Annotated in this window: 13 protein-coding genes; 4 read left to right on the forward strand and 9 right to left on the reverse strand. The window is 28.7% G+C overall.

The genetic code is table 11. The features are described 5' to 3' along the window. Nucleotides 1-9 precede the first annotated feature (9 nt). On the reverse strand, nt 10-1,458 hold the full coding sequence (locus T324_RS0110440; RefSeq protein WP_028330204.1) for a nucleoside-diphosphate sugar epimerase/dehydratase: 1,449 nt from the start codon (nt 1,456-1,458) through the stop codon (nt 10-12). Between the two features lie 150 nt (nt 1,459-1,608). On the opposite strand from T324_RS0110440, the gene T324_RS0110445 reads away from it, so the two are divergent. After that, nucleotides 1,609-3,378, forward strand: a complete 1,770-nt coding sequence (locus T324_RS0110445) for an SWIM zinc finger family protein (RefSeq protein ID WP_028330205.1) — start codon at nt 1,609-1,611, stop codon at nt 3,376-3,378. 51 nt (nt 3,379-3,429) lie between these two features. Here the strand turns inward: T324_RS0110445 and T324_RS0110450 are convergent, their stop codons facing one another. The 8 genes from T324_RS0110450 to T324_RS0110480 form a co-directional block, all read right to left on the reverse strand. Then, nucleotides 3,430-4,563: a pyridoxal phosphate-dependent aminotransferase gene (locus tag T324_RS0110450; protein ID WP_028330206.1), complete on the reverse strand. Its 1,134-nt coding sequence runs from the start codon at nt 4,561-4,563 to the stop codon at nt 3,430-3,432. A gap of 84 nt (nt 4,564-4,647) precedes the next feature. Further along, nucleotides 4,648-5,352 (reverse strand): 2,3,4,5-tetrahydropyridine-2,6-dicarboxylate N-acetyltransferase, encoded by a 705-nt coding sequence (gene dapD, locus T324_RS0110455; protein ID WP_028330207.1) that lies wholly within the window; start codon nt 5,350-5,352, stop codon nt 4,648-4,650. A gap of 24 nt (nt 5,353-5,376) precedes the next feature. Next, nucleotides 5,377-6,072, reverse strand: coding sequence for a 4-hydroxy-tetrahydrodipicolinate reductase (gene dapB, locus T324_RS0110460; RefSeq protein ID WP_028330208.1), 696 nt, complete (start codon nt 6,070-6,072; stop codon nt 5,377-5,379). Between the two features lie 34 nt (nt 6,073-6,106). Next, nucleotides 6,107-6,988: a 4-hydroxy-tetrahydrodipicolinate synthase gene (gene dapA, locus T324_RS0110465; RefSeq protein ID WP_028330209.1), complete on the reverse strand. Its 882-nt coding sequence runs from the start codon at nt 6,986-6,988 to the stop codon at nt 6,107-6,109. 31 nt (nt 6,989-7,019) lie between these two features. Further along, complete coding sequence (locus T324_RS0110470) at nt 7,020-8,201, reverse strand: M20 metallopeptidase family protein (protein WP_028330210.1); 1,182 nt, start codon at nt 8,199-8,201, stop codon at nt 7,020-7,022. Nucleotides 8,202-8,304: 103 nt separating this feature from the next. After that, nucleotides 8,305-8,433 (reverse strand): hypothetical protein, encoded by a 129-nt coding sequence (locus T324_RS18780; protein WP_281171810.1) that lies wholly within the window; start codon nt 8,431-8,433, stop codon nt 8,305-8,307. 136 nt (nt 8,434-8,569) lie between these two features. Further along, complete coding sequence (locus tag T324_RS0110475) at nt 8,570-9,208, reverse strand: hypothetical protein (protein WP_028330211.1); 639 nt, start codon at nt 9,206-9,208, stop codon at nt 8,570-8,572. Nucleotides 9,209-9,394: 186 nt separating this feature from the next. After that, nucleotides 9,395-10,039, reverse strand: coding sequence for a hypothetical protein (locus T324_RS0110480; RefSeq protein WP_028330212.1), 645 nt, complete (start codon nt 10,037-10,039; stop codon nt 9,395-9,397). A 277-nt stretch (nt 10,040-10,316) separates the two neighbouring features. Between T324_RS0110480 and T324_RS0110485 the strand changes: the two genes are divergently transcribed. Genes T324_RS0110485 through T324_RS0110495 form a run of 3 tightly spaced genes read left to right on the forward strand, consistent with a single transcriptional unit; the run spans nt 10,317 to nt 12,626 of the window. Next, entirely contained in the window at nt 10,317-11,861 is a 1,545-nt protein-coding gene (locus T324_RS0110485; protein ID WP_028330213.1) for an acyl-CoA carboxylase subunit beta, read from the forward strand. A 19-nt stretch (nt 11,862-11,880) separates the two neighbouring features. Further along, nucleotides 11,881-12,201: an OadG family protein gene (locus tag T324_RS0110490; RefSeq protein WP_028330214.1), complete on the forward strand. Its 321-nt coding sequence runs from the start codon at nt 11,881-11,883 to the stop codon at nt 12,199-12,201. A gap of 17 nt (nt 12,202-12,218) precedes the next feature. Continuing rightward, on the forward strand, nt 12,219-12,626 hold the full coding sequence (locus T324_RS0110495; protein WP_028330215.1) for a biotin/lipoyl-containing protein: 408 nt from the start codon (nt 12,219-12,221) through the stop codon (nt 12,624-12,626). The last annotated feature ends 5 nt before the right edge of the window (nt 12,627-12,631 follow it).

Below are 12,631 nucleotides of genomic sequence, written 5' to 3' on the forward strand. Positions count from 1 at the left end.
ATATATAAATTATCCTGTATACTCTTCTATATATTTTCTCATAAGCATTTTGATTGTTTCTTTATCAGCATCAAGCGAAGCAATATCAAAAGCATCTATCATAACTTTTCTCTCTTCAGGAGTTAAGCATTTTACAGTGTCCTTAGCTATGAATAATTTTTTATACTGAGAAGGTATTAATGTTTCATCATCCATTAAAATCTCTTCATAAAGTTTTTCTCCCTCTCTTATGCCGGTAAAAATTATAGGAATATCTTTTTCTGTAAGTCCGTACATTTTTAGCATATTCTTTGCCAAGTCTAAAATTTTAACCGGCTTTCCCATATCTAAAGTAAATATTATACCATCATTTAAAGTGCATGCTTTTATAACAAGTCTTGCCGCCTCTCTTATAGACATAAAGAATCTTACCATCTCAGGATGCGTAACAGTCAATGCTTTCCCTTCTCTGATCTGTTTTTCAAATACAGGTATAACACTTCCGCTGCTTCCTAGTACATTACCAAATCTTGTTATTTTAAATGCTGTAATATTTTGTTCATGCGATAAAGACATTATCATTCTTTCGCATATTCTTTTACTTGCTCCCATTAATGAAGTAGGGCGAACTGCTTTATCTGTTGATATGAATACAAAATTTTTAATATTATTTTTAATTGCCAAAGTTGCAACATTTTCCGTAGCTAAAATATTATTTTTAATAGCTTCTTCCGGATAAGCTTCCATAAAAGGTAAATGTTTATGAGCTGCTGCATGGAAAATTATGTCAGGATTTTCTTCTTTTAATATTTTGTCAACCTTTACATAATCTCTTACATTAGAAATTATATATTTAAATTTATGTTTATTTTTTTCATTTTTAGAATCATTTAAAGACATTATAAGCGAGTGAATAGCACTTTCTGAATTATCTAATGCCATAACTTTTTTAACAGGAAGTGTAATTAATTGTCTTACAAGTTCGCTTCCTATAGAACCGCCTCCGCCTGTTACAAGTATAACTTTGTCTTTATAGTATGCAGCAATTTCCTTTTCATCAAATCCAATCTCTTCTCTTCCAAGCAAATCGGAAGGCTCTACATTTCTAATATCTTTTATTGACGCATTTCCTTTTATTATTTCAAAAAAACAAGGAAGTATTTTATATTTTATTCCTGTAGGATATATAATATCTAATATTTCAAGAAGTTCTTTTTGCTTAAGAGTAGGTATAGCAATTATTATTTCTTCTATATCTACATCATTATTTTTATATTCTTTTATTATTTTTTCTATATCTTTGATTTTACCTTTTACTTCTATGGAGTGATTTTCTAATTTTAATTCTTTTTTATTTTCATCATCATCTAAAAAGCAAAGTACATTATATTCATTGTTTTCATCAGAAGTTAATATTTCAGAAGCAAGTGTTTCTCCAGCATTACCAGCTCCGATTATAACTATATTTTTTTTATTCATTTATTTTTAATTCCCAAGATATAATTTAAATATTGAGTAATAGTATATAGTTTTTTTATTTATTATACAAGAATTTTTAATACTATAATTTTGACAATATATATGTTTTAGTATATCATTTTTTTATCAAGCGGTAAATGGAATATTTTAATGACTGAAAAAATAAATAATTTAAAACAATATATAAACGAAAATTTTCTTCTTACTTTAACAAGCAAAGGTATATATAACAGATCTGTAAAAGATATGGATGCTATAATAAATAATAATAATATCAATCAAATAAGTATTGAAGAGATTGACGATAAAATAAAAGTGATATTTGATATGTCAGGAGAAAAAATAGAAGTTGTTTTAAATGATGAAAATATAAAATTAAGTAAATGTACATGCCCTTCAAAAGATGTTTGCAAACATATAATAATGGCTCTTCTTTATATAAAATATATAGATGATGCCAATACTGTAAATGACAATGAAAAAAAAGAAGAAATAGAAAATGATTTTAATAATAATTCAAATAATGAAAATGATGCAGCAGAAGAAGAAAATAATTCATTTGACGAATTAAAAAATATTAGTTTTGATAATATAAAAAAATTAAGTACAAAAAAGAATTTTGAATATGCATTGGATAGATTTTATGATAATGTAGAAGTTAATATAAAAGAAGATGTAATGCTTGAGATATATATACCGGAAGATGATATAAGCATTTATTTCCCTAAAAAAGATAGCATAAAAAATTCTATATGTTCATGCAGGGATTCTTCTTTATGTTCTCATAAAATAATTGCAATACTTAAATATAAGGAAATGTATGGTACTTTAGAAGAAATCAAAGAAGAGGATAAAGAAATAGATGAAAATATTTTAAAATTCTCGAAAAAATTTACGGAAAGCATATTTGAAAAAGGTTTATATTCATGCAGTGAAAAAGATTTTGATACAGCAGAACAGCTTAGTATTAAACTTCAAATGAAAATAATGCCTGAGCTTTCAAAGATGTTTAGAAGTATTGCAGACGGTATTGATTCTATGCTTAATAAAAGAGCTTCTTTTAATAAATTGTTTTGCTTTGCTACTTTATCAAGACTGTATAATACAATAAATTTAATAGAAAAAGCAAAAAAAGAAAATGATAATAGAACTGTAAAATTATTAACAGGAGAAATTAGAAGCAAATATGTAGATAGAAGAAACGGTGATTTTTTAGGTTTAGGTGCTTATCCTTGGATTACTTCTACAGGATATTTGGGTGTAAGTGCATATTTGTATAATTTGAATTCTAAAAATGTTTCTTTCTTTTCATACATGATACCTACATTTTATGATGATTCAAAAATTTCTTATGATGATGTAAGAAGCAATTACAGAAAGAAAATGCATTTTGAAAATAATTTATCTATAGAAGAAGTTTCAAAATATAAGTTAAAATTTATAAGTTATAAAATTAACAGTGAAGAGCGAATATCATCGAGCAAGTATAGTTCTGTAATATTAAATGATAGAGTAGATTCTAAATTATTAGAAGAAATAAGAATATCTAAAAACAATGAAGAATTATTTGCTGAAAGTTATGATGATATATTTAATATGGGTTTCGAGTACGATTATTTTAATAGATCAAATAGAGTTAAAGTTATAGTAGCTAAGTTTCAAGCTATAGAGAATGTGGACTTTGATAAAATACAGCAGATACTTTATTTTGATATAGTAAATAATGACGGGGAAGAAAGATTAACTTTAAGTATTAAATATAATTCTATTCATTCAAACGGTATTAAATATATAATGAATTATAAAAACTCTGATATTGATAAAGACAGATTTATATTATTAGAAAAAACAAAATATTATATTAGACCTATAAGTATAATAAATGTTAATGCTGTTATAAATATATTTTTTGAAGATTAATATGTTTAGCATATAAATCTATTCATATACTAAACATATTAATATATATTATTATTTGTTTACGAATTTCTTTATTCTCTCTACAGCTTCTTTTAATAAAGGTATATCCTGAGTTAAAGCTATTCTAAAATAATTCTCACTTCCGAAAGCAATTCCAGGTACTACTGCAACTGAAGTTTCCTCTAAAAGTTTCATACAAAAATCAATAGAATTTTCTTTAGAGAATTTACTGTATCCTACAAATAAATAAAATGCTCCTCTAGGCTCTATAACATCAAAACCTAAATCTGATAATCCCTTAGCCATAATCATAGCACGTTCTTTATAAGTATCTCTAAAACTTTCAATAAAAGGATAATTTTTTAAAGCATACTCAGCAATAGCACATGAAAGAGCAACCATACTTCCTACATTATTAAAACTTGCATTGATAAAGCATTTTCTAACATATTCCGGAGATATACTGTATCCTATTCTCCATCCTGTCATAGAATGAGATTTAGAAAAACCATTGAAAGCTATAACTTTATCTTTTATAGAAGGATAAGATGTAAATGATGTAAAAGGATAAAATGATATAGCAGAATATATTTCATCAGCTATAATAAATATATCTTTTTTCTCAAAGTATTTAACAAGCTCATCCATTTCTTCTTTTTTAAGCATATATCCGGATGGGTTTCCTGGATTGCTGAAAAGTATTGCTTTTGTCTTATTTGTAACAACTTTTTCTATAGTTTCTGGTTTTAATACGAATTTATCTTCGCTAGTATCCAAATAAACAATTTTACCATAAGCTAATTTTATAGCCCATTCATAAGGTGAAAAGTATGGAGTAGGAAGTATAACCTCATCATCAATATTTAATATAGTTCTGAATATTGATGAAATTCCTTCCATAGAACCTATATGCATTAAAATATTATTAGCATTAACATCAGAACCGTAATATTTATTATAATGTTTTGCTACAAGTTCTCTTAATTCATTAGAACCTCCGGCTTGAGTATAACCTAATGCATGAGTTTTAGCATACTCATAGGCATAATCAATAAATTCTTTAGGAGGCTGCAAATCAGGCTCTCCTATAGTAAGCATTATAGCATTTCCTTTTTTTTGAGCTTTTTCAGTAAATTCCCTTATTATAGAATAAGGCACAGTAACTATATTTTTATTAAGCTCCATGATAGATTCTCCATTTAATTTATTTTTTTTATATATTGTCAAATTAGAAAAGCCTCTATATATAGACTATATAGAGGCTTTTAATTATTTTCTCAAATCATCAACTAATTTAGTTTTGTCGGAAGTTTTATCATCTTTTTCTTTTATTACTTTAGCAGGATTTCCAACAACAACTTGATTATCTAATACATCCTCTATAACAACAGCACCGGCACCAATAACTGCATTTTTACCAACATGTACACCTTCTATAATTACAGCATTAGCTCCTATAACAACATTGTCTTCTATGATTACAGGTTTAGCAGAAGGCGGTTCAATTACTCCGGCAATAACTGTACCAGCACCAACATGGCAGTTTTTTCCAACAATAGCACGTCCTCCTAAAACAGCTCCCATGTCTATCATAGTTCCTTCGCCTACCTCAGCTCCTATATTGATTATAGCCCCCATCATTATAACAGCATTATCACCAATTTTTACTTTATCTCTAATTATAGCACCAGGCTCTATTCTGGCATTTACATTAAAATAATTTAAAGTAGGCACGCCTGAATTTCTTCTGTCATTTTCTAAATAATAATCTTCTATGCTGTCCTTATACTCATCCAAAATAGTTTTAATTTCTTCATAATCTCCTACTATAAAATGAAAATTACCAGAAGAAAATACCTTTGCTGTAGTTTTTATATTATCGATATTTCCTTTTATATATATTTTAACAGGTGTCTTCTTTTTAGAATTTTTAATATACGCAATTATATCTTCCGACTTTTCTAACATGTCCATTTAAATTATTCTCCTCAAAATAAATTATGCTAATACTTCTCTCATTCTGTAAAGGCCTGGTTTTTTGCCCACGATAAATTGTGCAGCTTTAATAGAACCTTTTGCAAAAATTCTTCTTGAAGTTGATGTATGCTTTATTTCTATTATCTCATCATCTCCATAGAATATAACACTATGTTCACCAACTACCGAACCGCCTCTTATAGAATGTATACCGATTTCTTTTTTATCTCTTGCATGAAGTCCGCTTCTTCCATTAACAGCAAGCATTTGATTATCTAAAGCATCATTAATTACATTGAAAAGAGTTTTAGCTGTACCGCTTGGAGAGTCAACTTTTCTATTATGATGCGTTTCTATGATTTCAATATTAAAATCAGTTAATTTAGGAGCTATTCTAGCTACTATTTCATTCATCAAATTTATACCTATACATGTATTAGAAGATAATACTATAGGAACATGTGCTGATGCTTCAAGAATTTTAGATAATATACTTTCATCGTATCCTGTAGTACAAATAACCATAGGTATATTATTTTTTACTCCATAATCCAACATAGAAGGAATTCTTGAAAAATGAGAAAAATCTATAATAACATCGCCTTTCTCATTGGTTAAATCATCAGCAAAACCGCTAATTTCTAATTCGCCTTCTTTTTCAATGACTTCTTTTAACATAGAGCTCATAACTCCAGTTCCATGTATTATTACTTTCATTTCTAACTCCAAATCTTTATTTATATTATAAAAATTATTTTTTTATACCATATCTGTTTATTATTTCTCTTACATGTTCTCTATTTTTGTCGCTTAAAGGTCCCAAAGGAGAACGGCAAGGGCCTACATCAAATCCCATAATATTCATAGCCTCTTTTACAGGTACAGGATTAACTTCTATAAACATTGCTCTAACTAAATCTATATATTTAATTTGTGCTTTAACTGCTTCAGCAGTATTTCCATGAAGATAGTTCATAACCATATCATGATTTTCTTTTGGTATGATATTACTTGTAACAGATATAACTCCTTTTCCTCCCAAAGCAAGTATAGGTGTTACCATATCATCATTTCCGGAATATATATCCAAATCAGGTGCAATATTAGCAATATCAGCTACATAACTAATATCACCGCTAGCTTCTTTTATACCTTTAATATTAGAAATGGCAGCTAATGTTTTTATAACGTTTAAAGATAATTTTACTCCTGTTCTTGAAGGAACATTATACATTATAACAGGACATTTTACGCTATTTGCTATTTGAGTAAAATAATCAATTAATCCGCTTTCATTTCCTTTATTATAATATGGGGTTACAGCCATTACAATATCGGCACCATATTCATAAGATTTTTTACTAAACTCTACAGCTAAACTTGTGTTATTGGTTCCAGTGCCTGCAATAACTAATGTTCTTTTTTTAGTTCTCTCTATGCAGAATTTGATAATTTCCATTCTCTCTTCTGCACTAAGTGTTGCACTTTCTGCTGTTGTACCAGCAGCAACTATAGCATCAGCTTTATTTGCTATTTGAAACTCTATAAGTTCTTCTAATTTCTCGTAATTAACCCTATAATCGTTAGTAAATGGTGTTATTAAAGCTACACCAGCTCCCTCAAATAATGACATATTAATCTCCTTTAATTATATATTATTACAATTATAAAAACAACTCTTTATTTTTATAAGTATTATAAACATTCAAAACCTGCATTTTCACACCTATGTTTATAGCATCTTCATCAATATCAAATAAAGCATTATGAATAGGTGCTTTTATCTTATCATTAGAAACTCCTAAACTGAAAAAAGAACCTTTTACTCTTTGAAGATAATAACTAAAATCTTCTGTAGTCATGTTGGCATTTTCTTTTATACAGTTTTCTTTTCCTAAAAACATATTTCCAGATTCTATAATAATATTAACAGCATTATCATTATTAATTAATGCAGGATAAGATGGTATATCTATAAACTCACATTCAGCACCAAAATTTTTTGCAGTATTGGTAACGATATTTTTTATCATATTTAATCTGAATTCCCTTGTTTCATCATCGCAAAGCATTCTAATAATACCTTCCATTTTTACATTATCAGCTACTATGTTATTTGCTGTACCTCCATTAATTGTTCCTATATGAAGTCTCATACTTCCATCAGTAAATGCAGAAACAAAACTATGAAGCTGAGTTATTATATGAGAAGCAACAATTATAGAGTCTATACCATAATATGATTTAGCTCCATGAGCAGATTTGCCATGTACATGTACTTCAAACATATTAGAACTAGCATACATTGCTCCATAAGTAAAACTAATCTGTCCTACATTTATTTCTGGTCTCACATGAAGTCCGTAAATAACATTAACATTATTTAAGGCTCCTTCTTCTATCATAGGCAAAGCACCACCTGTTGTCTCTTCTGCAGGCTGATATATTAATCTTATATTGCATGGTGGCTTTATTTCAGAAAAATATTTTGCTATACCTGTTAATATAGTTGTATGAACATCATGTCCGCATGAATGGCATTTTCCTTTATTTTGAGAAGCGTAAGAACAGTTTTTTTTGTCCTCCATAGGTAAAGCATCCATATCAGCTCTAAAAGCTATGGTAAAATTTTGATCTTCTCCTTCAATATCAGCTACTATGCCGGTTTTTGCTATTTGTGTTTTATGGTTTACATTAAATGATTTAAGTATAGATGATATTTTTTCCATAGTTCTAAACTCTTCAAAGCCTAACTCCGGATGCATATGCAAATCTCTTCTTAAATCTATTAAAAACTCTTTCATGGACAAGAGTACATCATCTGATATTATAAAATTATTATTCATTATATTATATGCCTTGTTTTAAAAACAGTTATATCTTATTAATATAAAAGTTATGTATTAATTAATATTATTTTAATTTGGAAATTGGTTTTATTTTAAAGAATTACTTCTTAGATTTAGATAAGTTACGTTTGAAAGATTTATAGAATTTAGAAAGCTGAAAATAAATGTTTGAATTATTGGATGTGCATGCAGCACTTTGGGTTGCATTGAGTCTTGACGAAATATACATTCCAAACTCCTTATTTAAGATTATTGATAGTATTATTATATACAATAATATCGTAAAAGTCAATAAAAAGAATATTATTTTTTAAAAAAAGGAATGCATTTTTTGTAAATGCATTCCTAAAATATTTTATTATAATTTAGAATCTTATTCCAATCTGAGCACCTAAATCTACACTAGACAATTTGAAATCATAACTTTTACTTTCCATAAAAGGAATATCATAAGAAACATAAATACCAGCAGTTAAATTAAGTGGAAGTATAAAATCAAGCATTACTTTAACATAAGGTATGAAAGGCTTATTGAATTCTTGATATATAGTTTTAGTGTCATACATACTAGCTTGACCTATAGATGTGCTGCTTTCTTTGCTATACATAAGTCCTGCTATAGGGAATTTAAATCCTCCTCCAATACCTACAGAAATAAATCCTACATCTATTCTAGGAATAAGTCCAAGATTGAAACTATCAAAAGAAGCACCATATCTTCCTTTTTGATCTTTTAATCCGAATGCGAATACATCTTTTTGATATCCTATATCAAGTCCTATACCTAAATCCACATTACTTATGCCAAAATAATATCCAGGTATAACATGAATACCAAATTCAAATCCAGCATCAGATTTTGTGTATTTAGCTGATGAACCTGTGTATGTACCCAAACTCACTCCGAAAGGAAATAGAACATTAACTTCAAATCCTGTTTTCGCCATTAAATTTCCGCTTAATGCAATAATTAATAAACTTGCAACTACTATTATTTTTTTCATTTTTTATCCTTAAAATTGTTTTGTATTATATGTTCGGTAAAATAGTTAAGTATAATATTAAAAAATTACTATAGTTATGTAGTATATGAATTTAAATAATATGAAATATTAATTAAAAGTTATTATATTAAATAAAAAAGGAATGCATAGAAAATGCATTCCTTAAAAATATTATATTAAAAAATATTAGAATCTTAATCCAATTTGTCCGCCTATATCAAATGCTGACATTTTTATATTGTTGTTAGGATCTTTGTATTCTATCAATGGTATATCATATGAAACATACATACCAATAACAAAATTTAGAGGGAGTAAGAAGTCGAAAGTTGCTTTTACATAAGGTATATAAGGATTTTTAAAATTATTTTTTAGCTTTTTTAGATTATATCCTTCTGCATTATATCCGCCGTCACTTTCTTTGAAATATGTACTTGCTGCTAAAGGTATTTTTATTCCAGCACCTACACCTATAGATACAAATGAAATATCTATCTTAGGCAATACACCTATCATTAAGCTATCAAAAGTTATTCCACCTCTAGAGTTTTGATCCAATGATGATTTGAAGGCAAATACATCTCTGTTGTATCCTAAATCCAAACCTAGTCCAAATGATAAATATTTAAATCCGAAGTAATATGCTGGTTGAAAATGTATTCCGAATTCAAATGCTTTGTCAGATTTTATAGCAGCAGCATCATTTCCGCTGAAACTGCTGAAACTTGCTCCAAGAGGAATCATCAAACCTAAACTAGCTCCTGTTTTAGCCATTAAATTTCCACTTATAATTATAGCTAACATAAAAGATATTATTATTATCTTTTTCATTGTTTTCTCCTTAAAATAAAAATTATAATAATTATTTGTATATTGTAATTATCTATATATAAATATAAAAAATCAATAGTTAAAAACAATATATAATTCTATTTTTTTTATATTTTTTTCATAAATTAAACATTCGACTAATTTGTTAAAAGGTACAAAAGTCATAAAATACGATTGCAATAAATAAAAAATAATTATATGTTCTTTAACTAGTCATTAAAATTTTTGTTTATAATCTAATAGTTAGATAAAAAATCTAATAAGGACTTAAAGAAATATGCAAGAAAAAATCAATGAACTTAGAAAAAGAAAAGAAAAAATAGAGGAAGCTGGCGGAAAAGATAAAATAGAAGAACGCCATGCAAAAGGAAAATTAACTGCTAGAGAGCGTATACTGCATCTTTTGGATGAAAATACTTTCTGTGAGATTGATGCTTTTATAGAGCATAGATGCAGCGATTTCGGAATGGAAAAGAATAAAATAGCAGGCGAGGGTGTTGTTACTGGATACGGAAAAATAAACGGAAGACAAGTATGTATATATGCTCAGGACTTTACTGTTATAGGCGGTTCTTTAGGACAAATGCATGCCGCTAAAATTTGTAAAGTTCAGGATATGGCTATAAAATTAGGATGTCCTTGTATAGGTATTAATGATTCAGGCGGAGCTAGAATACAGGAAGGTATCGATTCATTAAGAGGATACGGAGATATATTCTATAGAAATGTTCAGGCTTCAGGAGTTATACCTCAAATATGTGTAATAATGGGACCTTGTGCAGGAGGTGCTGTTTATTCACCTGCTTTGATGGACTTCATACTTATGACTGATAAAACTGCTAATATGTTTATTACTGGTCCTCAAGTTGTAAAAGCTGTAACAGGAGAACAGGTTTCTGCTGAGGAGCTTGGAGGAGCTTTTGTCCATAGCAAAACTTCCGGTGTTGCTTCTTTGATGTTCCCTGATGAAATATCTACTTTGGAAGGTGTTAAGAAACTGCTTTCTTATATACCTCAAAATAATTTAGAGGATGTTCCTTTAGAAAAAACTAATGATGATCCTAACAGAAATGATGAAGAGTTATCAAATATACTTCCAGATAGTCCTAATAAGCCTTATGATGTTAAAGAGATTATTAAAAGAGTGGTTGATAATGGTGAGTTTTTCGAGCTTCAGCCTTTATTTGCTACTAATATAGTTATATGTTTTGCACGTCTTGATGGTAAATCAGTTGGCATAATAGCAAATCAGCCTAATTCTATGGCAGGAGTACTTGATATAAATGCAGCAGATAAAGCAGCAAGATTTATACGTTTCTGCGACAGCTTTAATATTCCATTAGTTACATTAGTTGATACTGCAGGATATTTGCCTGGAGTAGGACAGGAGCACAATGGAGTTATAAGACATGGGGCTAAACTTTTATATGCTTACTCAGAAGCTACTGCACCAAAAATTACTCTTATTATAAGAAAATCTTATGGAGGAGCTTATATTGCTATGTGTTCAAAGCATTTAGGTGCTGATATGGTTTATGCTTGGCCTTCTGCTGAGATTGCTGTTATGGGACCTGATGGTGCTGCTAATATAATATTCAAAAAAGATATAGATAAAGCTGAAGACCCTAAAAAGGTAAGAGCTGAAAAAATAGAAGAATACAAAAAAGAATTTGCTAATCCTTACAGAGCTGCTGTAAGAGGTTATGTTGATGATGTAATAGAGCCGGAATATACTAGAAGCTATCTTATAAATGCATTACATCTTTTAGCAAGCAAAAGAGAAACAAGAATGCCTAGAAAACACGGCAATATACCTCTATAAGTTTGAAGGAGTTGTAAGAATGGAACATAATGCAGCTATTGCCATATTCGGCATAATGTCTGTTTTGATTACCGCTTTGGTTTTCTATATATTATCTGTGATTTTAGCTATTATTTTCAAGGCTAGAAATATCAAAAAAGAAGAAGAAATAAGCAAGGTAGTAGAAGAGAGTAAAACTAAAGAAGAGGACTTGATTGATGATACTGAGCTTGTTGCTGTAATTACTGCTGCGATATCATCTTATACAGGCATGTCTAATAATAAATTTATAATTAAATCTATACAAGAATATAAAACTCCTATATGGGGTATGGCAGATAGAGTAAATAAACTTAAATAAAATATTTGGGAGAAATTATGAATAAACAATATAAAATAACAGTTAATGGAAAAATTTACGATGTATTAGTAGAAGAGGTAAAAAGTGAAAAAGTACAGCAGCCAGCACAAGTAGTTCAGACTGCAGCACCTGTAGTTCAAGCATCAGCACCAGCTGTTAAAACATCAGCACCTGCAGCAGTTCAAACTCCTTCTGCACCTATAGATGAGAATGCTGTATCAGTAAAAGCTACAATGCCTGGTACTATAGTGTCATTCAGTGTGGCAGTAGGGGATAAAGTTTCTGAGGGTCAGGTTGTAGCAATATTAGAAGCTATGAAAATGGAGAATGAAGTTACAGCACCCGCTTCTGGAGTTATTAAATCTATACATGTAGAAAAGGGTTCTTCTGTTGTTGAAGGTCAGGTTATATTACAGATTAGCTAAGGGGT

Origin of the sequence: Brachyspira alvinipulli ATCC 51933, assembly GCF_000518245.1 — a bacterium.
GTDB lineage: Bacteria > Spirochaetota > Brachyspiria > Brachyspirales > Brachyspiraceae > Brachyspira > Brachyspira alvinipulli.